Here is a 16,258-nt window from a genome sequence, read left to right as displayed (position 1 = left end):
CCAACCCAAATTTACCATTCTCATCCGGTTGATCCAACAATCATTTGGTGGAGAGCAGGATGTTCCTCAGACCGCGTACTCGCGGTCTTTTTTACATATATAGACATGAAAATAGTGTGAAATGTGATGAAAATTTAGGAATTATTAAGAAATTGGACTACCCATCTTAAGCATTATGGCTTTTAATAGATAGAGAGCTTTATTGTATTAAGTCATATCTGACCTATTGACGAACACATTAAGGAGAAACTTTAAAATGAGTGAAACACTGAAAAGAGAGCGAATTCCAGAGCTGAATCTGGTTCGTGCCATGGCAATTATCGGCGTACTCAGCGTGCATTCTACGTCCTATGCGACGGTGGACATGACGGGCTCAGGCTACTACTGGCTGTACAACTTTATTAATATCTTTATGAAATATGGTACGCCAACCTTTATTTTTATGAGCAGTTTTGTATTGTTCTATAACTATTATTCCCGTCCGCTGGATAAGAAACTCGTGAGTAACTTCTACAAGAAAAGATTCGTGTATATTTTGCTTCCGTATTTCCTGTTTTCATTGATGTATTTTGTGCTGCTGCATATCACGCATTATCAGGGCCGACCTTTCGGCGAATCGGCAGTAAGTTTTATCACAAAATTGTTTACAGGTAAGGCCTATACACATCTTTATTTTGTGTTTATTAACATGCAATTTTATCTGTTATTCCCATTGGTGTTATGGTTGCTCAAGAAGTATCCTTCCGTAGTGAAATGGTCTGTTCCGATTGGACTATTGATTCAATGGGCATTCATCGTAAGTAATAAATATGGATTTCAGGTACCCAACAAGGGAAGCTGGGCGTTCTCTTACTTTTCCTATTTCATGCTGGGGGCATTCATCGGAGTGTATTTCCCTAAAATCAAGCAATGGTTTGTCATCAGCCGGGCCAATGCTACCAAAGGACGCGTAGCTTCATGGATTCTGCTCTGGGCGGTATGGATCATTGCTGGACTTGGCCATGTGTATATCTATTATCTGCTGCGTCTGAAGATCGCAACGTATAACACACTGTGGTATGAATTCTTCTGGAATGTGCATACCTTCGCTTGTGCGCTGGTACTTATCCAGATTGCCTATCTGCTCTCTCGCAAAGGGCCGTCACTCATCGTCAAGCCGCTGAATCGGCTTGGGGCACTGTCCTTTGGCATCTATCTGATTCATCCATTCTTCCTGCTGGTGTATCGGAATTATCCGCCGCAAACAGGAGTCTCCTGGTTAGTGCATTTGTGGTATGCCGGAGGATTCGGCGTAGCTCTGATCGCTTCGTGGATCGTCGTTGGATTGACGGCAAGGTTTGTTCCATATGCATGGGTCATCTTTGGCAATCTGCCAAAACCGAAACCACGTCTGGTCCCACAACAGAACTCGGGCCAACTGGACGTCCGTTAAGATACATTTCCAACAAAGGAATAATAAACCGTTTCTTGGTCGACCTTAGGGGAGAGCAGGAAGCGGTTTTTTGGTTTATACAGATATGCTGGATGTGGGGAACGAGTGTTTCTTTTTCATGTATGCGGGGTAATCATAAGGCGGAACGATAATACATTATGGATAACAGGATTAAGGTGAATATAATGACAACATGCGAAAAATGCGGGAGACCGATGCAGGATATATTGGAATATGTGGAACACATTCTTCACGAATGCAGTGAACAGACACAGGAGTACAACTCGAAAGATTATCAGGCCTATGGCCATGAGGGTGTTCACGAGCAGATGTGATACAATAGAAAGAAACCGGATTCATACGGAACCGAGGTGACAACATGGAGACGGGTCCAGCCCCTTTCCGGCAAGGAAAGACGGAACAAGAAGCGCGACTGAGCAAAACGTGTATGTATTGCGGACAACAGCGGCCGATGTCCGAATTCCGGCGCAGAACCGGAAAGCGGGCAGGTCCCGGAGCCAGGCGGGGAGCCTGCCGCAGCTGTCGTCAGCCCGGTGGACAGGCTGATCACGAGGCAGGTTCAAGCGTGAGCGGTCAAACGAATGAACGGATAGAGCGTCAACGGGATAGCGTGGTTACACGTCCTGTTACTGCCAGACCCTCTGCATCTGCGAGAAATAAGGCAGGTCGTACCTCCCATGGTATGGAGCAGGGAGCTGCTACGGTGGCTGAGTCTGACAGTAGTCTGATGTCTCAACCGTCAGTAGACTCGAATTCTTCGAATGACGATGAACGTGCTGACTTGGTGACTTCTTCACCCTCATCTTCAGGTATTCGGAAGAAGAGGAGAAGACGCAGGAAGAGCAAGCGTTCAGAGGGACTGAAAGATAATGAGCTGAGAGAGCCGAGTCTGGAGCATGATGGTTTGGCAGGTGAGGTAGGAGATGAGCCACAGCTAGGCGAGCGCTGGCGTGGGGAAGAAGGGCATTCGCAGGGCCATGCTGCTGCGAATGATAAGGGCAGTGCACAGCGGGCTGGCGCGAGAGCAGCCGCAGCAGTGCAGGCCGCCGAGCAAGCTGCGGCGGCCCACCAAGCTCTGCTGCCGGCTGAGCCGCAAGGCCCGGCAGCAGAGCCCATGGCTGCGGATCAACCGGCCGCAGCCAAACGCAAGCGCAAGCGGCGCCGCAAGCGTGCTAGCGCGCTTGTGGCCGGCGCAGGGCAGGCCCGCAGCATAGCTGCTGAGGCCCCTGCGCCGGCACTGAGCGACCGTGGCGATGCCACCACGGTCGCTACGCCTACGGCGGCGGAGGCACAGCCTGCCGCCACCGGGCGCGAGCCTCGGCAAGCGCCGGGGGCTGCTGCGGAGGCAGGGCCTCCTGCGCCCGTGCGCCAGCCTGGCTCGCCAGGGTCCAAGCCGCGCCAGGCGCGCAAGGAGCGTGCGCCCAAGGCGAACGGCGAAGACGCTGCCCGCGCTACATCCGGGCAGCGACCCGCGCATGCCAGCCGTAGTCACGGGGCTGGCACGGATGGCCGTCCCCGCCGCCAGACCCCGTCGGCCCCGGTAGCCATCGACCCGGAAGATCCGGCTTCGCTCCGGACCAACCGGCAAGGCATGGTACGGATGCGAGGTAAGACGGACAAGGGCAGACGTTGGCATCAAGAAGTGGACATGGAGCTTGCGGTCACGCTGGTCAAGGAAAAAGCCGCTGTGGTGGTGAATCGGTACACAATTCGCCGATTGTTCAGCAACAAGGATTTCAAGCGGTATATTTTAACCCGGGATCACCACACTTGTTACTTCTGTGGATCGTATGGAGATACGATTGACCATCTGCTGCCGCGTGCCAAAGGTGGACATACCACCCCGCTCAACTGTGTCTGCGCCTGTAATCTGTGCAACCAGTCCAAAGCAGCGATGGATGCCGAAGAGTTCATGCGTTCCGGTATTCCTGAATGGAATGCTGCACATCAGGCAGAATTGATTGAACTGACCATGCAGGAAGCCCGGCTGGAAGAAGGATAAATGCCCCCGAAGATGGAATCGGGGTTTCGATATGAAGAGCGCACCAAGACCACAGAGGTCGAGGTGTGCTTTTTTTGATTTAATTCTGATTTAGGTGGGAAGTGAGTTTGCCTGTGCAATAATTTCTTCAAATTGACAACGGTGTTCATCGAAGATGTACGTTATACTGGGAGGGAGTTGCTAAAGAAGCTTCATCATCCATATGAATGATGAAATGTATAGTGAACATCAAACCTGAGAACTTAGACTGTATAGATTGGATGGATGCAGATGACCCCGGCAGCATTAGACATTATGTCATATATTACAGAAGAAAATATTCGTTTCTGGCTGGAGAAATTTCGCTCCCTGGGCCCGTTACCGGGAATTTTGCTTACGTTTATGAAATCATTTGTACCGCCGCTTCCAACGCTGTTGATTGTGGGCGTAAACGGTGCAGTATATGGTCTGTGGGCAGGATTTATATATTCATGGATCGGCATGGTCCTCGGTTGCACCGTTACTTTTCTGATCGTACGGGAGATTGGGAAATCCGCTTTTGTAGAGCGATGGGCACGCAAACCTCGTGTGCAACGCAGCATGGTATGGATTCGAAGGAATGCATTCAGTTATGTTTTTCTGCTGAGTATCTTCCCGGTAGGTCCGTTCGTCATTATTAATGTGGCGGCAGGTATCGCACGAATGCGATTGTTATCCTTCCTGCTTGCGGTGGGCTGTGGTAAAGCGATCATGATCTTCTCTGTTACGTATATTGGTTCCAATGTGGAACAATTTCTGGAGCACCCTGTACGCTGGGTAGGCGTGTTATTGTTCATTGCAGTATCCCTGTGGGCAAGCCGAAAACTGGAGCGACACTTTACCCGGTCCTCGTCAGATGGTGAAGATCTACAGGATCTGAATCAACCAACTGGTAAATCGATTTCCTCATAAATGTAAGAACTATCAGTGCGCAGAATTGATTCTGACAATATTGACGTTGGCAGGAAGGAGGATCAGCATGATTGAGGATATATTTGCATTCAACCGAATGTTGAATCGCATGAATGAACATGAACTTCGTTCATTGCTGCGTGTGCTCTACATGAAATCAGAACTCGTGGTCAAACGGCAGGAAAAACAAGACGAAAAAGTGGATTTTGCGGAAATCATGCAATCCCTGTTTAGAGATCTGGAGACTCCTTTGGATCTGGGGCGTATGGAACAACAAGCTCTCGCCGAGGTCGACAAGCCAAATGAAATTCATATTACGTTTGGAGAATCACCTCTTAGCAGTTTGAAAATGGCAATGAGTACATTGCCTGATCAGGAAAAACGGAGCTTTTTCTCCATGGACGATGATTATGCTGTGGGTCCGTTAGGAGATCTGACCAGGCGTGCAGACTTGCAACGCAGGCATCTCTGGCTGACGGAACGATTATGTCTTAATGACCGTGAGGCATACGCCCTGCATGAACTGGACTCGTTGTCTGAACTCAACACCAGACTACAGTCTATAGATGATAGGACTTCAATCATCATCTGGTATGCGAATAATGCACATGAGAATACAGGACTGCTCTACGCCATGTATCTATTGCGGAGCAGCGAGAGTCCTATATATCTTATCGAAACGAGTGGCTTATATAAGCAATTATTTGATAGACCTGACATTCAATACGATGTGCTCCACACAGGCGAGATTCTTCCGGAAAAGCTTCTGGCGATGTGGCACGTTTGCTCTGAGCAAGAGCCATTGTCCAAGCAAGAGCGCCGCCAACTGGAGCAGGATTGGCTGGAACTTTCGGCGCAGACTGGGCTATTACGTATGATGGAGAATGGCGTGATTCGGAGTCTGCCTGAAGATGCGTTGGACGAGTATATCATGCAGAAAGTAAGGGAACTGACACCGAACTGGGAGCCAGGCAAATATATCCGAGCAGCTCGTATTGTGGGTGAAGTGATTGGTACGAGCAGTCAGCATATTACTGCTGCATTCGTGGAATACCGACTGCGACAACTGGTGCTGCTAGGCCAACTTGAGATGGATGGAAAGCCACTTGCAATGAGGTATTACAGTGTTCGGCTTGCCGAGTGCTGAAAGGGACTAAGGCTGAAACGCACAGATAGAAAGTAAGCGACGAGATCGCAAAGTTTGAAATAAGACGGAAGACATGAGCACTTCCTTCCGCATACAGGAAGATGATCAGGAAGTGTTTCCGATACCAGCTGTTCAGATTTAACACTTAATAGACTATTCCACCGGTAAGTCACTGCTACTTGTCCGGGAACAGTCTATTTTTTCTCGTTAAGTACTGAACCAACTTCACTTGTGCATTGTTCAATAACATGCCTCTTTATGATCATCATTTGTATTAAGATTTCTGCCCATTCCAGATTTCTAGTAGCGGTCCGTGCTGCCCATAGACCGGATCGGTATCCGGGATCGGAACCTCTTGAATCTCCTGAAGAGCCTTGTGTCGCTCGCCTTCCTCACCTGTGCGTGTGTTGTAACTCATGCCGCCCGGATAGGCACCGGCAATACGAAAATCAGTGCTGGACTCCAGACGTTTATGCCCTGTTCCAGCGGGAAGCACGACAACGTCGCCTGTCTGAAGGTAAACTTTCTGTCCATTTTCTCCGCCTAAAATCAGTTCCACGAATCCACTCACCACAGCAAGAGCTTCATGAGCATTACTATGATAATGATGATAATTGAACACACCATTCAACCAGCTATTTCCCCATCCATTACGGTTCAGCAACGATTCTGCATGAAGAGCTTCTTCAGCCCATACATTCTTATACAAAAGCACAGGCAGGGTCGGATGATTGGGAATTACACCGTCATCCTGAAGGAATAACGTCTCTATGTCCTTTTTCCGTTCATTCATCTCACATCACCTCACTATAAATTACCCTATAAACTCAAAGACGAACAAAAAACAATTGTAAAATGATACAAAATGTATCATTTTAAGGTTATACTCAGTACATATACTCTCTTCAATGCACTCGTTGTATAAATCGCAAGGGGGAATCGTGTGTGAACATTGTGATTACAGGGGCTTCTGGATTTGTGGGATTTAATCTTTCGCAGTATTTGGCGCAAAATGGGCATCAAATTACCCTTCTGGATCGGGATGATTATTGTCAGAGGCTTGTTCACATTTCTCCTCTGCATGAGATGCCGTTCATCTGTTGTGACCTTGCAACGGACAGGATTCATCTGCCTCCAGGAACAGATTACATTATTCATTTGGCAGCCATGCCACACGTGGATTATTCGTATCATCAGCCAGGGGAGGTCTTTCGCAATAATACGCTCAGCACTCAGGCAATTCTGCAATATGCGACCGAACATCACATTCCGGTCTTGCTGGCTTCGTCCGTTGAAGTGTATGGGGGCGATTGGGGCAGAGTCTATCACGAATCAGATCCGTATGCACCCGTCTCTCCGTATTCCGCGTCCAAAGTCGCGTGTGAAATGCTTGCTCACTCCTACGCTCAATGTTACCAGCTTCCAGTCAAACTCTTTCGTTTGACCAACCTCTATGGTCCATGGCAATTGCCAGACCGTATTATTCCCCGAAACTTCGGTCGAATGCTGGACGGGCTTCCTCTGGATATTCAGGGATCGGCAGTGCGTGATTTCTTGTATGTGGACGATGCCCTCCGAGCCATTGAACAGATCATGCTGAAAGGCAAAGACGGGCATGTTTATAACATTTCAACAGGGCTTGGGACAACCATGCAGGAAATTGGGGAATTGTTGAAACCGATGGATCGATCCGTAGCTGCTGTAGAGATTCGGGAGCAAGAACCAACCCAGTCCAGAGGGTCCAGTCTGGTCGTACATTCAGGCAGATTGCGAGCGGAATTGGGATGGTTACCGCAAACTCCCCTGGAACAGGGATTGGAAAGAACCTTTCGTTGGTATCAGGAACATCCCGAATGGGTAAGACAGTTCAGCCGTGAATATCATACAACAAGGGAAACCCGCAGTTTCATTATCGATATGGCAAGATACGCAGTTCCAGCAGTATAAAATACACAAAAAAAGCCAGGGAAGGGTGTATTGAGTAACACCTTCCTTGGCTTTTTTGCGCCTCCGTCTCATTTTCGGATAGCTTCCGAACACGGACGGTTAGGCTATTTTATAACGATCTATTGCACGAGATCTTCGTGCTCTTTGACTTTTGTATCAAAAGGATCTAGTGATCTCTTTTAACGTCGGCAATTTTATCCTGTACAGCACCTTTGGCTTTGTCTTTTTTACCCTCAGCCTGAAGGGATCTGTTATTGGTTGCATTACCGATCTGATCCTTCACTTCGCCTTTAGCCTTATTAATACCTGCTTTGATTTTATCGCTAGTTGAATTACTCATATCGAACATCTCCTTCGTTTCTGGTGTAGTCCTTATTAACCGGGATGTCCGCATTCTAAACGTTCGCTATTTCATGCGGGCAGAAATTTGTTCTGGATATTCTGTCAGAAATGATCTGTACGAAGAGTCAGTATAAGTATAGGGCATTGCATAATCGCGTGCTTCATTAAAGGAATGAGAGGATGTTATGATATGAGCAATTATATTGGAAATGGTGCGTATTGTTATGCCAATTCAGCTTCAATGCTGCTGTCGTCCATTGGAGAAAAGGTTGACCCGAGTGTCCTTGAAGCTATAGGTGGCTTTTCCCTAGGAGCTTTCCGCACGCAGGAAGACCTTCTATTTTTTGATGACTGTACATCTAGTCCTGATCTGGCCATCAGCAAGGCGATGAGCATTATGGGATTTAGTGTGCGCGAAAGTGTGCAAGCACGGGGTACAGAGATGCCTGTAGATGAGCTAAGAGAGGCTTTGAAGCAGGGCCCTGTGATGATGGGGCCGCTGGATATGGGCAAACTCGTCTACAATCCCAACTCTCCCAATCTGGGTGGTTGCGATCATTATGTAGTGGCGCTCAATATGAGGGGCGATGAAATATGCCTGCATGACCCGGCTGGCTTTCCGAATGTCTTCCTGACACTCGATAAACTTGAGGAAGCATGGAAGTCTGAATTCCCATGGAGTAGCGGTGTGTATCGACGATGGTGGAGTCCTGAACGCATTGAACATCCTGATCTGGAGGAGATTAACCGCCGGGCTTTTACTTGGTTCAAATCAACCCTTACGGAACAGATCCATGATATTGCTGCACAGGAAGGACGAACCGGAGCTTCAGCCATTCTGCATAAGGCGGAACAGGTTCGTGCTGGAGCAATCGATGGTAATGAGTGGGCTCATTATGTGTATTTTGCTCTGCCAGTAGGCGCGCGTCGTGCCCATGATTATGGTTTGTTTTTTAAAACAATCCATCCTGACCTTTCTGCTTTGAAATACGCACAATCCCGCCAATTCGGGGAATGCCAATCCCGTCTTGTCTCTCGGAACTGGGAGGCTGCTGCGACAATCATGGTGGCACTCGCGGAGACGGAAGCCATGATCGAAGCTTCTATTTTGAAGATGGAGTAATGAAAGTGAAGCGACGCTATAAGAAAGGGAGTTATAAATGGATGGATTAACTAACAATAGCCACATCAGGCCAGGGGAAGATGAGACATTAGAGGATCGGCAAAAGGAGCCGGATATCGTGCTTATCCAACGAGCTCAAACGGGGGATACAGAGGCCTTTGGAGAGTTGATTCACCGTTACCGTGGGCAATTGTTTCGTTATGTGCGAGCACTTACGCATGATTCTTATCTCGCAGAAGACATTTTACAGGATGGGCTTATTCGTGCGTTCATTCATATGGGACAGCTTCAAAATGCTGAGCGTTTTATGGCCTGGATGCAGCGCATTGTGCGTAATCAGGCGTACTCACATATGCAGCGCCAAGAGCAGCAGCGGGAACAACATTTTTCTTCGTTCTTTGCATTTGGAGCCGATGATGCCTCATGGAGCGATCAAGACTCGCTCGACATGACGCTGAACCATCTTTTGAATGACACCGATCGGAGATCGCAGGAAACAGGCTATGATCCATATCAAGCTGTTGCTCAGCAGGAAATGAGGAACAATCTCCACAGGTTGTTGGGTTGTCTGAATGAAAGAGAACAACAGGTCTTCACATCATATTGGATGGAGCAGCTGTCACCGCAAGAAATGGCCTACAAATTCAATCTGACAAGTGCCAATGTGTATCAAATTCTGTCCCGTTCACGTAAAAAAGTGTCTCAGCTTCATATTCATTTATCTGTAGAAGAAATGCTGGCAGAGTGGAATTCACTCGGGCAAAATCGAGTGACTCTGGAGGAGCCCCTTTCGTTTCGGGCTCCCCAAACCTGGAACTCGGCAGCAGCATCCATTCACGAGATGTTAGGCTATATCGGTCCAGCTCCGTCCCTCCCTATGGTTATGGGGATGAGTGGACTTTCTTTTCGTTTGACCATCCTGCCTCAGGACATACATATCGCTGGACCTACGGCCTATAACTTCAAAGAGGTGCTTACAAGAGGATTGCAACATATGGGTTATCGTTCCCATGCGGTTGAGGCTTTGGCGAGCGAAGCGGGACTCAATGCCAATCTGGTCGATCCTTCGATGCTAGAGGAGAAAGCGAAGGGGAAAAGGTTGCTTAATCCAAGACTTGTTCAGGCCCTCTCCCTGATACGTTACTCCATTCATCGGGGAATTCCGGCCGTTGTGTGGGACCTGAATATTCCCGAATTCGGGTTGATCTATGGCTATGATGATGCAGCCCGGACCCTATACGGTACCGATTTCATTAAATCAGGAACAATTCCCTATGATCATGTAGGGCGGGGTGTGAATCAGGAAGTATTTGTACTGGCAGCGGAATCAGATGGCATGATACGAGAAATGAACTTGCACGCGGCACTGACAGCTGTTTTGGCTCATTATCGTGGGGAGGACCCGTATACCTTGCCGAACACAGTCAGTGGTGTGGCTGCCTATGCAGTCTGGAGAGAAGCCCTAGAATATAGACGGGTAGAACCGAACGGTCACGCCTATAACATTGCGGTTTTGTGGGATGCCAGACGTTATGCAAGTGAGTTTTTCAAAGAACTTTCTCTAAAGTGGGCTTCGACTGTCTGCTATTCCAGCTTGATTCCATTCTGTCATCAGGCAGAAGAGTTATATCGAAACATGTCCCAAAAGTTAAACAAACTCGCGGAATTATTTCCTTTTCCAGATGGAGGACTGCCTAATGAGAAGCTTCATGCCGATCAGGCTATCTCGATACTTTTGGAATTGGAGGAATTGGAGCGAGCCGCTGTCGTTGTAATAGAAGCATTGCTTGAAGGAATGGCTCAGCATTCCCCAAAAATAGTTATGGTTTGACCTAAATGATCCAATCGGGCGAATAGTAAAGCAAAATATCAGGAGGTATGACGATTCGTCAGGCCTTCTTTGTGTCTTTTTTGCTTTCATGCCAGAATAGGTTCATACTTGAACAAGAAATGATGTCATTTCAGGAATAAGGCTGCACCCCTAGCTGCATAATAACAACAGTGACCAATTTCGTTGCATGAAATTCATGGTTTTGGAAAACAATTCCTGAATCGTTCAGTTGAAAAAATCCTTCCTTGTGTACATATCGCACATATGGTCATATGGGATCTTGTCTTCATACCACATGTGGTAGGATGACGGATCTGGGACAGGAGAATAATCGATTTTAATCCGACCGCAATGCTTGACAAAAAAATCGATTTTGCTACAATGTTCACAATATATTCACAAGTGTAAAAAATTTCTTTTTCATGTTCATGTGTAAGAGGTGTAATATAAGGGTATAGAGTTCGGTTTCGGCCTGCTTGTCGTTTTGTGCGTCAACACATGTTGTCCGCAATAGATCCAAGATACAATGCATGATATGGGAGTGGCCCTGAGCTACGCTCATCCTATTGTGTGAAATTTGGTACATTTAGATGTATTCGATGTATTTTGTGGTTCGGCTCTGCTTGACAGGCATCATGAAAGTCGCGGACTTCTATCCCAAAGTAAAGGAGGACTTTCTCTTATGTCACAATCGCCTACTCAACAAGAGGTGCCAGTTACAGAAGGTGCCAACGTTTCCGAGCGCCAGTCCTTGGACGTTCTGGATCAACTGATGAAGCCTGAGGTACAGGAGTCTTTAACCGTTCTGGTGGAGAACCTGCCTAAATTGGCTGAAATGGTTACTGCTATGACAAAAGCTTATGACTTTGCACAAAGTGTAGCAACAGACAAAGTTCTGATCAGCGACACAATGAGCGCAATGGGCGAGTTCGCTAAGCCTGTTGTAGACAAAGCTAAAGGTGTAGCTTCTGCTGCCATCGAAGCCAATGACCGTGCGCAAACAGAGCAAACTTCAGTTGGCTTGTTCGCTATGCTGAAAATGCTTAAAGATCCAAACGTACAACAATCGCTTCGTTTTGCTCAATCTTTCTTGAGCATCCTGAACGAGCGTCAACAACCGAAACGTTAAGACTTAGAAGAACGGAGGATGGATATGTCGAAGCAAATTTTGATCTTGGGTGGAGGATACGGCGGTCTGTTGACTGCATTGACTGCGCGTCAATACTTGTCTCCGGAAGAAGCGACAATTACTGTCGTGAACCGTTACCCTACACACCAAATTATCACGGAACTGCACCGTCTTGCAGCGGGAAGCATTGCTGAACAAGCAGTTGCTCTTCCACTTGAAAAATTGCTGCGTGGCAAAAACGTGAACTTGAAAATCGATACGGTGGATACAATCAAGCCGGACGAGAAGAAAGTTCTGATGACCAGCGGCTCCACATACTCTTACGATGCACTTGTTGTTGCCTTGGGCAGCGAAACGGCATTCTTCGGAATTCCGGGATTGCAAGAGTACAGCTTCACGCTCAAATCGGTTAGCGATGCAAACCGTATTCGTGCACACGTTGAAGCACGTCTTGATGCTTACAAACAGTCCGGCAACAAAGCAGACGCTACGTTTGTTATTGGTGGCGGCGGCTTGACAGGTATTGAGCTTGTTGGCGAATTCGCTGACCTGCTTCCTGCTGTATGTCAAGAAAAAGGCATCGACTTCAAAGAAGTATCCCTGTACACAGTTGAAGCAGGTCCTTCCATCCTGGCAGGATTCCCGCCAGAGCTGGTTGAACGTGCTAAATCAAGTCTTGAGAAACGTGGCGTTAACTTCATCGTTGGCGTAGCGATTACCGAGATGAAAGAAAACGAAGTTCTGCTGAAAGACGGCAGCTCCATCCCTACGAACACACTCGTATGGACAGGTGGCGTACAAGGCAACGCTGTTGTTGCTAACAGCGGAATTGAAGTGGATCGTGGCCGTGCGAAAGTTACGGAAGTTCTGCAATCTACTTCTCACAAAGACGTGTTTGTTGCTGGTGACAGCGCAGTGGTCTTCCCTAGCGAAGGCGCTCGCCCGTACCCTCCAACAGCACAATTGGCTTGGCAAATGGGTGAGACTATTGGTCACAACTTGGGCGTTATGTTCAAAGGTGGCGCAATGGAATCCTTCACACCAGTATTCTCCGGTACGCTGGGAAGTCTGGGTCGTAAAGATGCTGTCGGCATGATCGGTGGCAACCAGACTCGTCTGAAAGGTCTGCCTGCAACCATGATGAAAGAAGCAAGTAACATCCGTTACCTGGCTCATATTCACGGTTTGTTCGCACTGGCTTACTAATCTTAATGCCATTCAAGGGCGCCCTTTTGGGCGTCCTTTTTGGTTGTCACGATTACAAAGAATAACAGATATTCAGATGGGAAAAAGGTGCGGCAGTAGTGGTCGATGTGAGGTCGCGTATAAAGTACCTAGGGGATATGGCATATTAATGGGACAACGGAAGAATCCACATTTCATAGATGTACTGAACAGGCATGAACATGAAGCCGGCGCTTAGAAGCGCCGGCTTTCGTTTAAATTATAGGATGAGCATCTTTAAATAAAAGGAACGGGGAGCAACAACAAGCCATCCGTTCAACTGAGAGGAGAAATGACGTATGAACGTTTTAGTTATAGGAGCAAATGGACAAATCGGCAAGTTTGTGGTGGAGCAGTTGGTACAAGAAAGCAAACATAAAGTAACGGCCATGATCCGCAAACCGGAGCAGGCGGACGCACTGAAGGAACTCGGTGCCGATGTGGTAATCGGTGATCTGGAGGGTAGTGTGGAGGACTTGGCTGAGGCAATGAAGGATCATAATGCAATTGTGTTCACAGCGGGTTCTGGCGGATCTACCGGTCAGGACAAAACACTGCTTATTGATCTCGACGGTGCGGTGAAAACGATGGAAGCCGCAGAGCAGCAAGGAATCTCCAGATATATTCTGGTCAGTGCGTATGGCGCAGATCAACGGGAGAAATGGTCAGAGTCCATTAAGCCTTATTACGTGGCGAAACATTATGCGGATCGTGCATTGTTTGCAAGTGATCTCAATTACACGATTATACGTCCAGGTGGTCTCAAGAATGAACCGGGCACAGGCAAGATTGCAGTTGGAACCGATCTGGAGCCGGGAAGCATCCCTCGTGAAGATGTAGCCCGCGTAATTGTGGCTTCTTTGCAGGAAGAGAAGACGTACCGTATGGCCTTTGATCTAATTGCCGGGGAGCATCCGGTTGAAGATGCCTTGGGCAAATTGTAGATGTTATTGTAAGATAACGGGAGAATGAAATGATGGGGATGAGGGGGAGCGCTGCATGAACGAAGCCGTGCTGGTCATAGAGGATGAGCCCAAAATAGCACGTCTGCTGGAACTGGAACTACAGTATGAGGGATATCAGGTGGGCAAGGCTGGTAGTGGAACAGAAGGACTGGAGAAGTATGCTGAAGGACAGTGGGATCTGATTCTGCTGGATGTGATGTTGCCTGGTCTGAGTGGAATTGAAGTGTTGCGGCGAGTTCGGGCCAAAGATGCTACGGTCCCGATCATTATGCTCACTGCCAAAGATTCTGTAGAAGACAAAGTATCCGGCCTGGATCTTGGAGCCAATGACTACATCACCAAACCGTTCCAGATTGAAGAGCTGCTTGCCCGAGTTCGGGCCGCATTGCGGCTTAGTGCAGTGGCGTCTGTTGTTTCTTCCGCTTCTTCTTCTACACCTGCTGATACAGGGAATGACTCTTCTGGGCATCAGGATGAAGTTGAGGCGGGCTGGTTGACGGCTGCCGGGTTGAAACTAAATGAAGGAACGCGAGAGGTATCCCGAGATGGCGTGGCTATTGAGCTTACTCCACGTGAGTTCGACCTGCTGGTGTATCTGCTGCAGAATCAACGTCAGGTGCTCAGTCGTGACCAGATTGTGCAGGCCGTGTGGGGATACGATTATTATGGAGATACCAATGTGGTGGATGTGTATATCCGTTATGTGCGAAAAAAGGTGGATAACGGATTCACACCGCCCTTAATACATACCGTACGGGGCGTAGGATATGTCCTGAAGGAACAGTTATGAGCCTGCGCAGTAAAATCTACGGATATTCGTCTGTATTATTTGCGGTGCTGTTAATCGCGGTGAACCTGTCGGTCTACATCGTGTTTGAACGGATGTCGATTGATAACGAGGTTAATCGGGTGGAAGCGGAAGCAGAGTCTATTGTCAAAGGAGTACGTCAGTCTGCCGGCTCCATTCCGCCGGATGACTTGCTGCGGGCCTACGCGCCTGTGAACGGCATGCTTCGAATCGTTAATGAAGACGGCACCAGTTCCCCGGTGACAACAACAGCAGCTTCTGAGCAGCTGAGCAAGCTGCCCTATAAGTACGAAAGTGAGAAGAAATCGGAGTATACCCAAGTTGAACAGATTGGTTATGTGTGGGTATCAGTCCCGGTTATCTGGCCTGATGGCGAGGTGGTGAATGTACAGGTCACCGAGAGTATTGCAGAGACAGAGAATCGCCTGTCTGTACTGCGAACCGTGCTTGTGGCCGTTACGATTATTGCTCTGATCCCAGCTATTATCTCCAGCCGGATTCTGGCGAATCGGATGACCAGACCGATTCAGCAGATGACACGCACAATGAGTGACATTCAGTCCAGCGGCCAATTCAAGCGTCTTCCACTGGAGGAAGGGTCGAAAGATGAACTGAAAACGATGGGACAGACGTTTAACCGGATGATGGATCTGCTCGAATCCAACTTTGAACGACAGGAACGATTTGTATCCGATGCATCTCATGAGCTCAAAACACCGCTGACCATTATTGAAAGCTATGCCAGTCTGCTACAGCGGCGAGGAAAAGAGCGGCCCGAGGTATTTGATGAAGCGGTGGAGGCGATTCTGTCCGAATCGGTTCGCATGCGAGAGATGACCGAGCAACTGTTACTGCTCGCGAAGCAGCCAGAGCAGTGGAATGTACAGTTGGAGCGTGTGGATATCACGAGACTGGCAACAGACTCCACACGTGCGTTTCGCGAAGCCTATCACCGTGAAGTCCGGTGTGAAGATTCAGGTCCAATCTGGGCGATCAGCGATGAGAGCAAGCTGAAGCAGCTGTTATTTATTTTGCTGGATAATGCCCGGAAGTATAGTGAGGATGCAATTGAAGTCAGGCTAGAAGCCAAGGGGCAAGAGTGCCGTATTCGGATTGTGGATACCGGGATTGGTATGCGGGAGGACGAGCTGGAGAAGGTATTTGACCGATTCTACCGGGTTGATCCGGCCAGAACACGCAGCTTAGGCGCAAGCGGTTCAGGTCTGGGATTGTCACTTGCCAAAGAGCTTGCAGGAGCAGTTGGAGCACGGATCGAACTGACCAGCACCGAGGGTGAAGGCACCGAGGCTTCGATTATTTTGCCTTTATCGGTTCAGAACGGGCCGCTCTCATGAAA

Annotated in this window: 14 protein-coding genes; 12 read left to right on the top strand and 2 right to left on the bottom strand. The window is 48.3% G+C overall.

Annotated features, from left to right (window positions below; all coding sequences use genetic code 11):
- Positions 1–256 precede the first annotated feature (256 nt).
- From QVE09_RS22880 to QVE09_RS22865, 4 genes are all read left to right on the top strand, one after another.
- Positions 257–1,432: an acyltransferase gene (locus QVE09_RS22880; protein ID WP_315938652.1), complete on the top strand. Its 1,176-nt coding sequence runs from the start codon at positions 257–259 to the stop codon at positions 1,430–1,432.
- Positions 1,433–1,811: 379 nt separating this feature from the next.
- Positions 1,812–3,455, top strand: coding sequence for an HNH endonuclease (locus QVE09_RS22875; RefSeq protein ID WP_315938651.1), 1,644 nt, complete (start codon positions 1,812–1,814; stop codon positions 3,453–3,455).
- Between the two features lie 270 nt (positions 3,456–3,725).
- A complete protein-coding gene (locus QVE09_RS22870) occupies positions 3,726–4,385 on the top strand; it encodes a TVP38/TMEM64 family protein (RefSeq protein WP_315938650.1) in 660 nt (219 codons plus the stop codon).
- Between the two features lie 67 nt (positions 4,386–4,452).
- Complete coding sequence (locus QVE09_RS22865) at positions 4,453–5,532, top strand: DUF1835 domain-containing protein (RefSeq protein WP_315938649.1); 1,080 nt, start codon at positions 4,453–4,455, stop codon at positions 5,530–5,532.
- A gap of 274 nt (positions 5,533–5,806) precedes the next feature.
- Here the strand turns inward: QVE09_RS22865 and QVE09_RS22860 are convergent, their stop codons facing one another.
- Positions 5,807–6,325: a cupin domain-containing protein gene (locus QVE09_RS22860; RefSeq protein WP_315938648.1), complete on the bottom strand. Its 519-nt coding sequence runs from the start codon at positions 6,323–6,325 to the stop codon at positions 5,807–5,809.
- A gap of 152 nt (positions 6,326–6,477) precedes the next feature.
- Between QVE09_RS22860 and QVE09_RS22855 the strand changes: the two genes are divergently transcribed.
- Positions 6,478–7,479 (top strand): NAD-dependent epimerase/dehydratase family protein, encoded by a 1,002-nt coding sequence (locus QVE09_RS22855; RefSeq protein WP_315938647.1) that lies wholly within the window; start codon positions 6,478–6,480, stop codon positions 7,477–7,479.
- Between the two features lie 166 nt (positions 7,480–7,645).
- Here the strand turns inward: QVE09_RS22855 and QVE09_RS22850 are convergent, their stop codons facing one another.
- A complete protein-coding gene (locus tag QVE09_RS22850) occupies positions 7,646–7,819 on the bottom strand; it encodes a CsbD family protein (protein ID WP_315938646.1) in 174 nt (57 codons plus the stop codon).
- A gap of 192 nt (positions 7,820–8,011) precedes the next feature.
- On the opposite strand from QVE09_RS22850, the gene QVE09_RS22845 reads away from it, so the two are divergent.
- The 7 genes from QVE09_RS22845 to QVE09_RS22815 all read left to right on the top strand — a co-directional run bounded on the left by QVE09_RS22845 (position 8,012) and on the right by QVE09_RS22815 (position 16,256).
- On the top strand, positions 8,012–8,944 hold the full coding sequence (locus QVE09_RS22845) for a cysteine peptidase family C39 domain-containing protein (protein WP_315938645.1): 933 nt from the start codon (positions 8,012–8,014) through the stop codon (positions 8,942–8,944).
- Between the two features lie 37 nt (positions 8,945–8,981).
- Entirely contained in the window at positions 8,982–10,775 is a 1,794-nt protein-coding gene (locus QVE09_RS22840; protein ID WP_315938644.1) for an RNA polymerase sigma factor, read from the top strand.
- A 682-nt stretch (positions 10,776–11,457) separates the two neighbouring features.
- Complete coding sequence (locus QVE09_RS22835) at positions 11,458–11,904, top strand: DUF1641 domain-containing protein (protein WP_017691658.1); 447 nt, start codon at positions 11,458–11,460, stop codon at positions 11,902–11,904.
- 24 nt (positions 11,905–11,928) lie between these two features.
- Positions 11,929–13,110, top strand: coding sequence for an NAD(P)/FAD-dependent oxidoreductase (locus QVE09_RS22830; RefSeq protein ID WP_036606574.1), 1,182 nt, complete (start codon positions 11,929–11,931; stop codon positions 13,108–13,110).
- A 317-nt stretch (positions 13,111–13,427) separates the two neighbouring features.
- Positions 13,428–14,072 (top strand): SDR family oxidoreductase, encoded by a 645-nt coding sequence (locus QVE09_RS22825; protein WP_315938643.1) that lies wholly within the window; start codon positions 13,428–13,430, stop codon positions 14,070–14,072.
- 55 nt (positions 14,073–14,127) lie between these two features.
- Positions 14,128–14,883: a response regulator transcription factor gene (locus QVE09_RS22820; protein ID WP_315938642.1), complete on the top strand. Its 756-nt coding sequence runs from the start codon at positions 14,128–14,130 to the stop codon at positions 14,881–14,883.
- A complete protein-coding gene (locus QVE09_RS22815; RefSeq protein WP_315938641.1) occupies positions 14,880–16,256 on the top strand; it encodes a sensor histidine kinase in 1,377 nt (458 codons plus the stop codon). Before QVE09_RS22820 ends, QVE09_RS22815 begins: the two co-directional genes overlap by 4 nt.
- Positions 16,257–16,258 lie beyond the last annotated feature (2 nt).

This window comes from Paenibacillus sp. ClWae2A, from assembly GCF_032452295.1.
In the GTDB taxonomy this organism is placed as follows: Bacteria; Bacillota; Bacilli; order Paenibacillales; family Paenibacillaceae; genus Paenibacillus.
Note: the sequence above shows the minus strand (reverse complement) of the source record. Positions and strands in the feature narration are given on the sequence as shown.